Genomic DNA, 15,142 nt, shown 5'->3' with positions numbered 1-15,142 from the left:
ATCCCCTTATTTATTTTGCATCGTACCAAGTTAATCCATGAGATGTTTCAACTTTCAATGGAACGTCTAGCTTAATAGCTGAATCCATTGTCTTCGGTACTAATTCTTCAAGTATCTCAATTTCTTCTTTTGGTGCTTCGAAAATTAATTCATCATGCACTTGTAATAACATTTTAGTTTGAAGCCCTGTTTTTTCTAGAACTTTTTGCATATTAATCATTGCTACTTTGATAATATCCGCAGCACTACCTTGAATTGGTGTATTCATAGCTGTACGTTCAGCAAAAGAGCGCACAGAGAAATTCTTAGCATGGATATCAGGTAAATTACGGCGACGATGCATTAATGTTTCAACATAACCATTTTCTTGAGCAAATTTAATCATATCGTCCATATAATTCTTCACACCTGGGTATTGTGCAAAATATGCAGCAATAAATTCACTTGCTTCTTTTCTGGTTATTCCAATATTTTTAGCTAAGCCATAATCACTAATTCCGTAGACAATTCCAAAATTAGTGGCTTTTGCTTTACGTCTCATATCAGGCGTAACATCATCAACAGAATCTAATCCAAATATATTCATGGCCGTATGTGCATGAATATCGTAATTGTCTTTAAATGCTTGTTGCATATTTTCATCACCGGAAATGTGTGCTAAAACACGTAATTCAACTTGCGAATAATCAGATGAGAAAATTTCCCAGCCTTCTTTTTGTGGTAAGAAAGCTTTACGAATCTTCTTACCCTCATCAATTCTAATTGGAATATTTTGTAAATTTGGATCAATTGATGATAGACGACCTGTTTGGGTCAATGTTTGTACATATCTTGTATGTACTTTGTTATCAGGTTGAATTACCTTAAGTAATCCAGTTACATAAGTTGATTGAATTTTTGAAATTTGACGATATCTTAAAACATCCCTTGCTACCGGTGATTCATGTTCTAATTGTTCAAGAATTTCAACCGATGTTGAATAACCTGTTTTTGTCTTCTTAATGGGTTTAAGCCCCATATGTTCAAATAAAACTACCCCTAATTGCTTAGGTGAATTAATATTAAATTCTTCTCCAGCTTCTTCAAATATTTCTTTTTCTATATCCTCTAGACGCTTTCCTAATTCGGCCTGCATTTGTAATAAAGTTTGAGCATTCACTGTGATTCCTTGGGCTTCCATTTGTGCAAGTACATTGGCTAAAGGAATTTCAATCTCATCAAAAAGACTGTCTTGGCTATTATCTTTCAATGTTTTTAAAAATTCTGATTTCAAATCAGCAATTGCTTTAAGTTTAGCAGCGTTGAATTTTAAGATTTCAGTTACATCAGTTGGTAAAGCACGTTTAACACCTTTACCATAAAATTCTTCTTCTGATTGTACATAATAGCGTTCACAGTTCTGTGCAATAATTCCAAAGTCTGTTTGATTATCACTTTTATCCAATAAGTATGCGGCTAAAAGTGTATCAAATGTTGCACCCGAAAATTCAATTCCATATTTCTTCAAGACTACAATTGTCTTCTTTAAATCAAAAACATTTTTTTCGACATTTTCATTTTCTAACCACTGCTTAAACTCAGGAATTGTGATTATTGAAACATCATCAGTTACATAAGCTTCTTTTTTTGTGGCTAATCCAACAGATACGACAGGATCAAGATGATAGTTATCACCAAAGACTTCTATATGAAAATATCGTACATCTTTGTTGTTCAAAACATCTGTTAAGTTATCTGATGTTAGCTCTTTATATTCAATTTCTGTTGAATCCACACCTTGATCAGCCATGTCAATTCTTGATAAAAATGACTTGAAGTTCATATCTCGATAGAATTTGATTAGTTCCTCGTTTTGGTCACCTTCATAAATCACGTCATCTAAGCTGATCTCTATTGGCGCATCAATATTGATAGTTGCTAATTGCTTACTCAAAAAAGCCTTGTCTTTATCATTAATCAAGTGCTCTTTCAATTTGCTAGGTTTCATTTCATCAACATGTTTATATAACTCTTCAATTGAGCCATATTTATCGATTAGCTTAAGCGCAGTTTTTTCTCCAACCTTTTCAACTCCTGGATAATTGTCTGAAGTATCGCCCATTAATCCCTTGATATCAATAATTTGTTCGGGAGAAATTCCCAATTTTTCTTTTACATGCTCAGGTGTATATTTTTCTATTTCTGACACACCTTTAACTGTTACAGCAACACTAACTTTATCAGTAGTTAATTGTGTTAAATCTCGGTCTCCTGTAACAATTACTGTTTCATAGTTAGCCTTTTGTGCAACACGAGACAATGTTCCAATTATGTCATCAGCTTCATAGTTAGGTAATTCGTAATTTTTAATTCCTCTTGCCGTTAACAATTCCTTAATGTAAGGCATTTGTTCAGTGAATTCACCAGGTGTTTTTGATCTGTTGCTTTTATAATCATCAAACATTTCTGTTCTAAAAGTAGTTTTGCCTGCGTCAAAAGCTACCAGCATGTGCGTTGGCTTTTCACTTTTTAAAATACTTTCCAACATATTGTTAAAAGCATAAACAGCATTTGTATGTAATCCTTCAGAATTAACAAATTTGTCTAGAACATTATGCATAGCAAAGAAAGCCCTAAATGCCACACTATTACCATCTACTAATACTAATTTTTCTTTGCTCATTTTTTAACCTAACCTCTGCACATTTAATAGTTTAATTCTAACAATAAAAACAACAAAAAAGAAGCGACTCAAACTTAGTCGCTTCTTTTTTTATTGTTTATTTGGAATTAAAGTACTTAATAATTTTTCATATTCAATTTCATATTTTTGCACATCACCCGCACCCATGAAAATCATAACTGCATTTTCATAATCCAATAAAGGTGACATATCTTCTAACTTCAATACATCTCCACCATTATGAACTTTATTGCCTAAATCTTGGCTAGAAATATTTCCTTGTTGTTCACGAATTGAACCAAAAATATCAGTTAGATACACTTTATCAGCTAAATCTAAACTCTTAGCAAAGTCATCCATTAATGCCAATGTTCTAGTATAAGTATGTGGTTGAAAAATCGCTACAATTTCACGATCTGGATATTTTTGACGAGCAGCATCCAATGTGGCTTTTATTTCTTGAGGATGATGAGCATAGTCATCAATAATTACCATGTCAGAAACTACTTTTTCACTAAATCGACGTTTCACTCCGTGGAATGTTTGTAGTTCAGCATTAACTTCTTTAACATCCATTTTTTCTAAATAGCTGATACCAATAACAGCTAATGAATTCAAAATGTTATGTTCACCAAAGATAGGTATTTCAAAACTACCAACTTTTTCACCTTTATGAATCACGTCAAAAGCTGATCCTCTAGTAGTTCTAGTTATGTTGATAGCTTGGAAATCATCATCGTCGTTAAGTCCATAATAATAAACCGGAACATCAACATCGAGTTTTCTTAGGTATGGATCATCACCCCATGCAAAAATAGCATTTTTAACATTTCGTGCTTCAGATTCAAAAGCATCGACAACATCATCAATTCCAGTGAAATAATCTGGATGGTCATAGTCAATATTAGTCATAACTAGATAGTTTGGTTTGTAAGCTAAGAAGTGGCGACGATATTCATCTGCTTCAAATACAAAGAATTTTGAATCTTTGATTCCTTTACCACTACCATCACCGATTAAGTATGATGTTTTTTCTACACCACTTAATACATGTGCCATCAAGCCTGTTGTGCTTGTTTTACCATGAGCACCAGCCACACCAATTGATGTGTAATCTTCAATTAGTTTTCCTAGAAAATCAGTGTATTTAACAATTTCAATATCTTTATTTAAAGCTGTTTGTATTTCAATATTGGTATCATCAAACGCGTTTCCTTTAATAACAGTCAAACCTTCAACAATATTATCAGCTGAAAAAGTCATAACTTTAATTCCAGCTTGTTCTAACCCACGTTGTGTAAATGTGTATTTATCAATGTCTGATCCTTGAACTTTGTAGCCTAAGTCATTCATAACTAGTGCTAACGAGCTCATACCAGAACCCTTAATACCTACAAAATGAAATGTTTTATTATTCATAATCTTATCCTTCAATAGTGAAATTAAATGCAGCACCAGGTGTTAAAGTATCTGGTAGCACTAAGATGCCTCGTTCTTTAGGTGCATTGGGTAGGTCTAATTCTTTTGCTGAACAAACCATTCCAAAACTTTCTACACCACGTAATTTACCAGGCCAAATAATTTTGCCTGTTGGCATTACAGCACCCGTAATAGCTACAACCACATTTTGCCCTTGATCAATATTAGGAGCACCACAAACAATTTGTAATTGTTCATTACCTACATTGATTTTTGTGATGTGTAAATGATCAGAATCAGGATGCTCACTAATCTCATCAACATGTCCAACTACAAACTTAGCTCTATCATCAAATTCTAAAGTTTCATCAAATCCGGCGTCCTTAATAATGTTATTTAAAGCCTTGACTTGATCTTGATTCAACATAATTTGACCTATTTCATCTAATTGAAGCTTAGATTTAACATTTCTGATATTAAATCCAATCGTAGAATCATTATCTTGATTATAAATTCTAGTAACATCACCAGATGTTTTTGCTCCTTGATGTTCAACATCTTCTGCGAGCACAACTAATAAGACATCACCTAATGTATCCGGATTAAAAAAACTTAACAGCATATTATCTCCTGAAACGTAATTCAACATTATTGAATACGTTTATACTTAATTTTATTTAGGTAGAGTACTGATAAAAGTCTCTACTTCTTCTTTTGTTTTACGTTCTTTATTTACAAGGCGACCAATTTCTTCACCTTTGTCAAAAGCAACAAAACTTGGAATACCCATAATACGTAATTCACGAGCAATATCCATATTATCATCTCTATCAACTTCTATCCACGTGAAATCACTATTTTCTTGTTCAATTTCAGGCATTCTAGGCTTAATGAACCGACAATCAGAACACCAATCAGCAGTAAAGAACAACATCGTACGTTGTTGTCCTACCACTTTTTTTATATCATTTTCGTTATACTCATTAAATTGTTTCATAATTGTTACCTCCTGATAAATCAATCATACTTTTTTATATTTTTTTGGTCAATTTAGAATACTTATCGCTTAGTGTATTGTAGAATATCCGTAATACTTAAACGAGGTACTATTATGACAAAGAATTTTTTCAAAAAACTATTCATTGGAACAACAGCTATTACAGCAGGTATTGCTGGAACTTTATACAAGCATAAAATTGATAGTCTAAAAGCAATTGACTTAGTTACTGAAGAAATTGGTCCTGATATTGAGGTAGTTAGCTCTTGGACTGAACCTTTTTATCAACGTGTTGAAATTGATGGAACCAATAAACTTTGTCTTGTTGGTGGCATCAACATCACAAAAGACTTCAACATCATTCAATATCATTTCTTGGTTGATGCATTCTCAGGTGAAATTCTAGATCTTAAAAAAACAATTTAATTAAAACTGGGCATTGAGATAATAAATTCTCTGCCCTTTTTTTGTAAACTTTTGTTCATATTCAGTTTGAATATTAGTTTCCATTAATTCTTCGTTGTTATGTAAGTCTAATGAAATACGTTGATACTTCATTCCAAAATTATTTAGACTGGCTAAAGAGTATTCAAACAATCCTTGATTATCAGTTTTGAACTGTAAATAACCATCATTTTTGACCACTTTTTTATATTGCTTCAAGAAATCTTTATAAGTCAAACGACGTTTCTCATGCCTTGTCTTAGGCCATGGATCAGAGAAATTCAAGAACATCTTATCTAACTCATTTTCAGCAAAATATTCATCTAACTTACGTCCGTTTGCCAAAACTAATTGTAAGTTAGGTAATTGTAATTCAACTTGGCTTCTAAGAATAAAAGCAATCGCACCTTCTTGCACTTCCATTGCAATAAAGTTTATTTCAGGATACATCTGTGCCATGCCTATAATAAACTGTCCCTTACCCGATCCAAGTTCTAATTGGATGGGGTGTTGTTTTTCAAATCTTTCTTGCCATCTTCCGGCCATATCTGTTGGATCTAATAAAATATAATCAGGATTCTCTTCTATTAATTTCTTAGACCAGGGCTTATTTCTAAGTCTCATATTTTTTAATAATTCCTATTCATCAAATTTTTTTAAATCTTTTGGTAACAATATATACACAAATAATAATATTACTAATAAACCAATACCTGTAATGGCTATTGTATTAACACTAATTCCAAATGCGTAAACTACTGGAATTATGCTTATTAATAACTGAGTTAGTAAAATAGATGTCACTAACTTTTGAAAATCTTTTATTTTATTTCCAATATTCACAGGATATATCTGTTGCATCAGGTTACTGGCATATTGCTTATAAAACGGCTTAAGTTGAAAACCTACTAGATAAATAAATAATCCTGATATTAATGATGCAACATAAATATTATTTACAAAGAATAAAATAGCCATCTCAATAATTGTCAATCGTAAAAATAATCCAATATATTCATTATTACGGATAAATCCACGAATATATATGTATATATATGAATGTTCATGACTGGCTTTAAATCTATTAACTATAAAATCTAAATATTTACGGCGAACAATCTTGCTCGACATTCCAGGTACATCAGTAAATAGATTATAGAATCGCTTAATATTAAATGAACGCGCATTTTCTTTTTTTATTGCTTTATTCCAAAGAAACAACTTTCCTCTGATCAATTGTTTAGCATAAACCATATCAATAATTGTTATAGCTATAGCTACTATACCTAATATCAAATAGCTTACATATATCGATACAAGATATGTAATCATTACACCCATTAAAAAGACTAAATGAAAATTCTTTTCTATATACAACTCATATTTTTCAATATCTATTTCTACAATTTTAAACAAGTATGTAGCAATAATATAGATACTATATTCTGTTAAGTTGATACTTGCGGCAATATTAGCAAATGGAAATAGCAAAAACATCCCTAAAGCAATCACAACAAAAGGAATGATATAACTATAATTACGAGCTTTTTTTAAGTACTCAGGTAGTTGATTCTCTTTTGCTAACAAGAAGGTGCTATCTGCGGTCTCTAATAAAGTTGCTAGATGACCCACGGAAACTAGTACAGTTAAAATAACCGCAACAATAATTTTTGCCCACCATTGTTCAGTAGTAATTGTTTTTAAAACATTAGAATACCAAAACCCAAGTGAACCTATTAAAAAAATTAAAGCAATCACAAATTGATCATTAAAAATCAATCTTAAATACTTCAATTGACTAGTTTGATGATTACTTAATCGTTTTTTCCAAAGCGAGGACATTACTTAATGACCTCCTTTGTTAATTCCATATAAATATCATCTAGACTAGCATTAGGCATCTCAAAGCTAGTACGTAATTGTTCAATGCTACCTTCTATTTTAATTTGTCCATTATTAATTAGAACAAATCGGTCTGCATATTGCTCAGCTGTTGCCAAATTATGAGTCGACATCAAAATAGATGATCCATTAGCTTTTTTTTCTTCAACTAATTCTATTAGATCGTGTACGGCAATAGGATCAAGTCCCGTAAAAGGTTCATCAATAATGAACAAACTTGCATCTCTCATAAATGCACAAACAATCATTACTTTTTGTTTCATCCCCTTAGAAAAATTCTCAGGGAACCAATCTAGCTTATTATTAAGACGAAATTTTTCTAATAATATCTTTGCCTTATCCCATGTACTATCATGATCAAGGTCGTACGCCATAATCGTTAAATCAATATGCTCTTTTAAAGTTAGTTCTGAATAAAGAATTGGCATTTCTGGAACATAAGCAATTTTTTTACGATACTCTTCAACGTTATCAGCTAACGCAAGATTGTCGATTAGAATTTCGCCTGATCTTGGTTTCAATAGACCAATAATATGTTTAATAGTAGTTGATTTACCTGCACCATTAAGTCCGATTAACCCAACTATTTCATTTTTTTGTACATCAAATGTTTCATTTTTGAGGACTGATAATGGTCCATATCCACCTGTTAAATCTTTAACTTCTAAAGTCATAAAAATACACCTATTTTTAATATTCTGTAAAAATATTTTCTTTTTAAATTAACAATAATAATATCATATTATATGTACGGTTTGTCGGTAAAAGGTTTCTCTATCTATTTATTTTATGATAGCATTAAATCAATCAAGAAATTTATTTTAAAAGGAGAAACTTAGTTATGAACAAACTAGATGATAATTGTATTTTTTGTAAAATAATAAAAAATGAAATTCCAAGTATTACTGTCTATGAAGATGATCAAGTAAAAGCTTTTTTAGACATTTCACAAGTTACTCCAGGTCATACTTTAGTTATCCCAAAAACACATGTTGAAAATATATTTGAGTACAATGACAAACTAGCTGCAGCTGTTTTTGCCAAAATACCAATGATTGCAAAAGCAATTAAATCTTCTAATCCTGATATTAAAGGAATGAATATTTGCCAAAATAATGGTGCACTGGCTTATCAGTCAGTTATGCATTCTCATATTCACTTAGTCCCTCGTTATTCTAATGATGATGGATTCTCAATGACTTGGGCAGATAACACTAATAATTACACGAGTGAACAATTACAAACTATTGCAAATGCTATTAAAGATAATGTGGAGGAATAAATAATGAAATTTTTTACAGGATTCGTAGTTGGTGCCACAATTGGTACTGCCGTAGCTTATTTTGAAAATAGTGACATCTCACTTGATGATGTTAAAAATAAGGCAAATGATTTTAAAGATACAATTCTAGATACTAAAGACGATATTGTTTCTTTAAGTACTTCATTAACAGATACTCTCCCTAAAGCGATAGATGGCATTTCATCGGCTATTGAAACTTATAAAGAAGATATTGAACCGTTAACAAAAAGTCTAAAGACTAATCTCGACAAATTGCAAAGTTAATACTTACTTAAGGAAAATATGGTTGCATTTCCCCCGATTTTTTTTATAATCTAACTAATGACTTCAATTTTGTGTTAGTCTACAATTGATGTTTGTTTTAATAAATTAGAATAGGATGTGTTCACTTATGAGCAAAAAATTTAATAAGCTAGTACTTGGGGTAGCTGCTCTTTTATCAGTTACTCTAGTTGCTGGTTGTGGTAATTCTACCGTTGCAACTCTTAAAGGTGGAAAAGTTACTCAACAAGAATATTATGATGAAATGAAATCATCAACTTCAGGAAAATCAACTCTTCAATCATTGATTATTTCTAAAGCATTAGAAAGTCAATATGGAGATAAAGTTTCTGATAGTAAAGTTAACAAACAATACAATACATATAAGAAACAATATGGTTCACAATTCAGTCAAATCCTTGCACAAAATGGTATGACAACAACTTCATTTAAGAGAAGTATCAAAACTAACCTTCTTTCAGAAGTAGCTCTTAAAGATACTAAGAAGATTACTGATGAAAAAATGAAGAAACAATGGAAGAAATATACACCTAAAATTACTGTTGAACATATCTTAGTTGATAGTGAAGACAAAGCTAAAGCAATCATCACTCGCTTAGATAACGGTGAAAACTTCGAAGATATCGCTAAATCAGAATCAACTGATACTGGTACAAAATCTGATGGTGGTAAGATGACACCTTTCAACAAATCAGATTCAACTATCGATAGTGACTTTAGAGAAGGTGCCTTCACATTAGAAAAAGTTGGCGACTATACAAAAACACCTGTTAAATCAGATTATGGTTACCATGTAATCAAACTTATCAAGAAACCTGCTAAAGGTAAGATGAGTGATCACAAGAAAGATCTTGAAACAGAAATTTATGCTAGCTGGATGCAAAGTCAAACAGTTATGCAAAAAGTGATTTCTAAAGTTCTTAAAAAAGCTGATGTTTCAATTAAAGACTCAGACTTAAAAGATGTATTATCAAACTACATTACAACAAGCAAAAAATAATAAATAAAAAAGACCTAGCAAATTGCTAGGTCTTTTTTATTATCTAATATTTATAAAAACTTCGATTATCTAAGCCAAATATCCGCTCAGAGAAATTACCCTTTTGTGTATTATCTAATGCTTTAGTAATCATATTAATTGAAGCATCAAGCTCATCAATTGTATGTAATATTTCGGCTTCTAATATCTTAGGACGTTCTGGTGACCCATACTCTAATAATCCATGATGTGAAAGAACCATATGTCTTAATAGGATTAAATTTTCATCACTGTCATCAATACCTAATTCTTTTGCAATTAAAACGATCTCTTCATCAATAATGACGATATGACCTAATAAATTACCTTCTAATGTATATTCAGTACCAATTGATCCCGATAATTCAACAGTCTTTCCAAAATCATGAATCATTGCTCCTGCAATTAGTAGTTCTTTATTTATTTCTGGATATTGACTACTAATTGATTTGGCTAAGCGAACCATACTTAAGGTGTGATAAGCTAAGCCCCCTTCAAAGTCATGATGATTACTCTTAGCTGCGGGATGAGTGAAGAAAATATCTTCGTGTTTTTGAATCAAATTTCTTACTACTCGATTCCAAACTGGATTAGTAATTTCAAAGAATATTTCATTAAACTCTTTTTCCATTTCATCTTTTGTCATGGGAGCTGTTTTGACAAATTGGCTTTTATCTATAAGAGCTTCGTCAACTGCATCAAGACTTGCAATCTTAACTTGTGGTGAGTTTTGATACAATTCTTTTTTTCCGGTCAAATGTACTACTTTTCCAACGCCAAAAGTTTGTGCATCAGTTTCTTTAGCATCCCAATATTTACCTGATATTGTTCCGGAAGCATCTTCAAAAACTAACGATAAGAAGTTCTTTCCATTCTTAGCTACTCGTAAATCTGATTGTTTAATTAAAACGTTCAGATCAATTACATCATTTACTTTGTATTCAGTTAACTTATTTGTCATTTTCCCCTCCTAAGTCGATTACATGATCAACATCAAAGTAATCAGCAGGAATATTATTTGTCATCACATAAAAAATTTGATTCTCTTGACTCATTGATTTTATCAGATTAGCTGCTGCTTCATAACGATCTCTATCAAAATCATTAAATGCATCATCGATAAGAATTGGTAACTTAACTAAGTCAGAAATTTCCATTACAAAGGCACATCGTAAAGCTATAAATAATTGAGCGATAGTTCCCGTTGATAATTCATGTAGTTCAAATTTTTGAAAATCTGAGCTTTGAACTTCAATTGTTTTTTCGCCAAATTTAACATCATTATAATTATCAGTAGTTAGAATCGCAAAATATCTCTTTGTTCGTTCTAACATTTTAGGGAAGCGATTAGAGCTTGCAAGGTTCAAAGTATCATATACCCAACTCGATCCTAACTTCAAAGCTACCCAATCATCATAATATTCAATTATCTCTGCTTGCTTATCGTTAATAACTCGTTCTAAGCGAAGATAATCTTCATCATTAGCTAGATTATTAATTTCAACTTGCAACTGCGCTAATTGCCCTTTTTTATCGTTTAATGATTGTTCAATATCTTTGAGCTGCTCTTGTTTCATTGTTAATTCATTAATTACTTTATCAAACTCATCAGGATTCTTAGTGATTTTTTCTAACAAATCATTATCTAATGATTCTTTTAACACATCAATTCGTTGTAGTTGTTTTTGTAATTGTAAATCAGTAGTTCTCTTTTGAGAAAATTCAGCAACAGTTGAAAGTTGATATTTAGTAACTATATCTTTTTGATCTTTATTTAGTTGTACTAATTGTTGATTAATCTCTGCAACCTTAGCTTTAGTCTGCGTTTGCGTTTCTTGAATATCATTTTGTTTTTTATGTAAATAATTCAATTGCTCAAAATAGGCATTAATTGACTTCACATTAATATCAGTCACTATATTCAGATTATCTATTTCTTTTTGCCAAGCATCTAGATCATTTTTTTCTGCTTGGTAATTACTTGTTAACTGTGTAAGGCGATTACCTGCAGATTGCAATTGCACAATTTGTGGTTGCCACATTACTGCTTCATCAAGAGTTAACCCTCGATAATTGTGCTTTGCCAAATACTCATCAACTGGACTATTATCCATAGATTTTTTTTCATTATTATGTTGATACCAAAACCATATGGTAGCTGAAATAGCTATTATTGAAATAGCCTTCAAAGCGCCTGGTAATAATAATCCTATAACAGCAATAATTATTGCTATACCTGACAGATACAAATTAATTGGTGTTTTTGTTGTTGCATCTTGTTTAATGGCATTATTAACAGCACTTAATTCTTCGTTTGATAATGACGTCATATTCTCAGCAAGTTTAGTATTAGCCGTCAATAATGTATTTTTTTCAGCTTGCGCTGCCTGTATTTGAGTATTTAATTGTTCAAGATTAAATTCCTTATGCGAAATATCATCCAAATTATCATGAATTTTGTTTATTGCTACTTCATTCGATTCGTAATTATTAAGTACCATTTCTTCCTCAGTACTTAACTTCACAGTATTTGCTTGCGTTGATTCAAGATTGTTCTTAAGAGCTTTAATCTGTTCATCAATACTAGTAAATCTGTCCCAATCGCTATTAGATATAGTCTGAAAATTATTCCCAGAAAATTCTTGAATTAACGTTAAATATTCATCATATTCAGATTTTTTATCAAGAACATTTTGTTGCTGATTAACTTGTTTAAATAATTGATCTTTTTTTTCACTAATTATTTTAATATCTTCGATTAACTTGTCTTGCTCAGCGTTCTTAGCCGCAAACTCAGCTTTTTGGTCTTGCATTGAAGACTGTTGACTAATTAAATCATTATATTCACGAAGAGCCATATTTAAAGGCTTCTTGGCATTTTTACTAGTTTTATAAATATCACCGGCATCGCTATCTAATTGCTTAACTAAATCTAGCCACTCATTCCCGCCAACAGCACCTACTGTCAAAATATTATCGATTAATTCATCACGTTCTAACTTATCAAAGGAACCTAAGTTTTTTTGATTCAAAATATATGATGAACTATATAAATCTTTATCTACATTTTTTAGTAGATCCTTTAATGCTGAGTCTGGAAATTCTACATCATCTTTATAGACAGTGACATCTCCAATTACTTTTTTCACTTTTACTCGTCGGATAAGCCATTGGCTTCCATTATCAACTACGACTAACTCGCCACCATATTGATTAGCATTCTTAGGAATATATTGTTCATCAGTACTATTCCCAGGTTCGAATCCAAAAAGAACGGCTTTAATAAAAGCCAACAAGGTAGTTTTACCAGATTCATTGAAACCGCGAATAACTTGATAATCTTGTTGAAAATCAAATTTTTGATCTACAAGTTTACCAAAACCAAAAATATTAGCACTTTTGATATACATATTCTATCTACCTTTCTTTTTATGATTCAATTCATTATTGCTTTTTTCAATAATGCTGTTTAAATAACCTGGTTCTTCAATATGATTACGAATCATATCGTAATTTACTATGTTTTTATCTAAATTCCGCACATTCTCAATGGTAAAAATCTCTTGTTGTGATTGATTCCAGAATTCTTTGTCCATATCTTCAAACATGGCTTCATTGTTATAGCTAACATTAATTTTATAAGCATAAATATGTATTTCTTCAAGATATGACTGTAAATATTTTAAGAAATCTGTATCTTCAATTTGATTTTGTAATTCAGAGTTAAGTTTTTGTGCATTGTGAATATTAACAGAAATCAGTGTGTCCTTAACAAGATTATCACTTGCTTCTATAATCTTGCGGCGGAGATCATCAGTGGCATCATTTTCATCGGCAGAAATAGTTATTTCATCCCAAGTAAATATTTGTGACTTCATGAACTCAAGATTAGTTTGTCCATTATTTACTTCAACTAAATAAAATCCCTTATCACCTGTCTCCGTACGATTTAGCCCTTGCGGATTACCAGAATAAACAATAGCAGGATTCTCATTCAACACTTCTCTTTTGTGAATATGGCCTAATGCCCAGTATTCGTAACCTTTAGAAATCATATCAGTCATTTCAAAAGGTGCATAATCTTGGCTTTGAGTTTTAGTCATACCATGCAAGATTCCAATATGATAATCCTCATTACTCTGCTTATCTGGATATTGAGCTAAATAGTCATTCATAATATGTTGTTGGTCATAACTAAATCCGGAAATACCTACTCGCTTATTATCACTAGTTAAAATCGTCTCTGTGGTTACTTCCTTTGAAAAAACATGCACGTTATCAGGAAATTCAATAAACGTAGATTCTTCAGTTAAATAGTCATGGTTACCATATACCATAAAAACATCAATGCCATATTCTTGTAGTCGTAAAAATTGCATACGTAAGAAATCTTGTTCTTTTAAACTACGTTGATGACGATCATACTCATCACCCGCTAATATGACGAAATCAACCTTTTCTGCTATCGCAGTATCAATTATTCTTTCAAAAGCATTAAAAGTAGCTTCCTTAAACTCATCTTGTAGTGATTGAGATATTCTTTTTACGCCTTGAAACAGGTGACCCAAATGAATATCGGCGGCATGAATAAATCGCATATCTTTCTCCTTAGACCAACAAAATTATCTAAGTGTAATTATACCTTATTTTTCAAATTGAAACGTAACTCAAATCTTATGCTTTCTTAATTAATAATGAGAAATAAAAAAGACTGATAAGAATAAATTCTTATCAGTCTTTTCTGTTCATTATTTTGATTGGTAAATAGTAGCAATTGGTTTTGTAATGATTTGGTTTAGTTCATTAATCAAATCATTAACTTTCTTTTCTGCTTCCATCAATTCATTAATTACTGGGAATTGTTCGAATTGTGTTGTGAATTCTTGCATTTTTTCAATGTCTTCTTGTGTGATTTCAGCACCTGACATTTGTTTTTGTTGTAATTCCATTTGCAAGTTTTGAACTTTATCAAAAACACCATAAGCTTCTGTGTCAGCTTTTAGTCGTCCAAAAACATCTTTAAGTGCGATTACTTCTTCTGTCTTTTCCAAATCTGAAGCCATTTGGTTAGCTGTATCATAAATATTAATCATTTAATTCTCCTAATCTGAAATA

General features: G+C 31.2%; 15 protein-coding genes. 4 read left to right on the top strand and 11 right to left on the bottom strand.

The window, feature by feature from the left end:
• Positions 1-10: 10 nt before the first annotated feature.
• The 4 genes from polA to RD055328_RS02305 form a co-directional block, all read right to left on the bottom strand.
• Positions 11-2,662: a DNA polymerase I gene (polA, locus tag RD055328_RS02320; protein WP_244087201.1), complete on the bottom strand. Its 2,652-nt coding sequence runs from the start codon at positions 2,660-2,662 to the stop codon at positions 11-13.
• 90 nt (positions 2,663-2,752) lie between these two features.
• Positions 2,753-4,081, bottom strand: a complete 1,329-nt coding sequence (murC, locus tag RD055328_RS02315) for a UDP-N-acetylmuramate--L-alanine ligase (protein WP_244087200.1) — start codon at positions 4,079-4,081, stop codon at positions 2,753-2,755.
• A gap of 4 nt (positions 4,082-4,085) precedes the next feature.
• Positions 4,086-4,703, bottom strand: coding sequence for a YtpR family tRNA-binding protein (gene ytpR, locus RD055328_RS02310; RefSeq protein ID WP_244087199.1), 618 nt, complete (start codon positions 4,701-4,703; stop codon positions 4,086-4,088).
• 51 nt (positions 4,704-4,754) lie between these two features.
• Positions 4,755-5,078 (bottom strand): thioredoxin family protein, encoded by a 324-nt coding sequence (locus RD055328_RS02305; protein WP_244087198.1) that lies wholly within the window; start codon positions 5,076-5,078, stop codon positions 4,755-4,757.
• Positions 5,079-5,192: 114 nt separating this feature from the next.
• Here RD055328_RS02305 and RD055328_RS02300 point away from each other — a divergent pair, with 114 nt between their 5' ends.
• Positions 5,193-5,504 carry a hypothetical protein gene (locus tag RD055328_RS02300; protein ID WP_244087197.1) on the top strand — a complete coding sequence of 104 codons (312 nt, stop codon included), beginning with the start codon at positions 5,193-5,195 and terminating at the stop codon, positions 5,502-5,504.
• Here the strand turns inward: RD055328_RS02300 and trmB are convergent, their stop codons facing one another.
• Genes trmB through RD055328_RS02285 form a run of 3 tightly spaced genes read right to left on the bottom strand, consistent with a single transcriptional unit; the run spans position 5,505 to position 8,098 of the window.
• Complete coding sequence (trmB, locus tag RD055328_RS02295) at positions 5,505-6,146, bottom strand: tRNA (guanosine(46)-N7)-methyltransferase TrmB (protein ID WP_244087196.1); 642 nt, start codon at positions 6,144-6,146, stop codon at positions 5,505-5,507.
• 15 nt (positions 6,147-6,161) lie between these two features.
• The gene (locus RD055328_RS02290) at positions 6,162-7,364 is read right to left on the bottom strand and encodes an ABC transporter permease (RefSeq protein ID WP_244087195.1); all 1,203 of its coding nucleotides are present in this window, start codon (positions 7,362-7,364) and stop codon (positions 6,162-6,164) included.
• Positions 7,364-8,098, bottom strand: a complete 735-nt coding sequence (locus RD055328_RS02285) for an ABC transporter ATP-binding protein (protein WP_244087194.1) — start codon at positions 8,096-8,098, stop codon at positions 7,364-7,366. Before RD055328_RS02285 ends, RD055328_RS02290 begins: the two co-directional genes overlap by 1 nt.
• 167 nt (positions 8,099-8,265) lie before the next feature.
• Here RD055328_RS02285 and RD055328_RS02280 point away from each other — a divergent pair, with 167 nt between their 5' ends.
• From RD055328_RS02280 to RD055328_RS02270, 3 genes are all read left to right on the top strand, one after another.
• Positions 8,266-8,706, top strand: a complete 441-nt coding sequence (locus RD055328_RS02280) for an HIT family protein (protein ID WP_244087193.1) — start codon at positions 8,266-8,268, stop codon at positions 8,704-8,706.
• A gap of 3 nt (positions 8,707-8,709) precedes the next feature.
• Entirely contained in the window at positions 8,710-8,991 is a 282-nt protein-coding gene (locus RD055328_RS02275; RefSeq protein ID WP_244087192.1) for a YtxH domain-containing protein, read from the top strand.
• A 127-nt stretch (positions 8,992-9,118) separates the two neighbouring features.
• Positions 9,119-10,009 carry a peptidylprolyl isomerase gene (locus RD055328_RS02270; RefSeq protein ID WP_244087191.1) on the top strand — a complete coding sequence of 297 codons (891 nt, stop codon included), beginning with the start codon at positions 9,119-9,121 and terminating at the stop codon, positions 10,007-10,009.
• A 43-nt stretch (positions 10,010-10,052) separates the two neighbouring features.
• On the opposite strand, the gene RD055328_RS02265 is transcribed toward RD055328_RS02270, so the two are convergent.
• The 4 genes from RD055328_RS02265 to RD055328_RS02250 all read right to left on the bottom strand — a co-directional run bounded on the left by RD055328_RS02265 (position 10,053) and on the right by RD055328_RS02250 (position 15,120).
• Complete coding sequence (locus RD055328_RS02265; protein ID WP_244087190.1) at positions 10,053-10,988, bottom strand: 3'-5' exoribonuclease YhaM family protein; 936 nt, start codon at positions 10,986-10,988, stop codon at positions 10,053-10,055.
• A complete protein-coding gene (locus RD055328_RS02260) occupies positions 10,978-13,437 on the bottom strand; it encodes an AAA family ATPase (RefSeq protein ID WP_244087189.1) in 2,460 nt (819 codons plus the stop codon). Before RD055328_RS02260 ends, RD055328_RS02265 begins: the two co-directional genes overlap by 11 nt.
• Before the next feature lie 3 nt (positions 13,438-13,440).
• Positions 13,441-14,625, bottom strand: coding sequence for a DNA repair exonuclease (locus RD055328_RS02255; protein ID WP_244087188.1), 1,185 nt, complete (start codon positions 14,623-14,625; stop codon positions 13,441-13,443).
• A gap of 150 nt (positions 14,626-14,775) precedes the next feature.
• Positions 14,776-15,120 (bottom strand): YlbF family regulator, encoded by a 345-nt coding sequence (locus RD055328_RS02250; protein WP_244087187.1) that lies wholly within the window; start codon positions 15,118-15,120, stop codon positions 14,776-14,778.
• Positions 15,121-15,142 lie beyond the last annotated feature (22 nt).

It is taken from the genome of Companilactobacillus sp. RD055328 (assembly GCF_022835675.1).
GTDB lineage: Bacteria > Bacillota > Bacilli > Lactobacillales > Lactobacillaceae > BQUT01.
The sequence above is the reverse complement of the archived record's forward strand: the minus strand, read 5'-3'. Positions and strand labels throughout refer to the sequence as shown.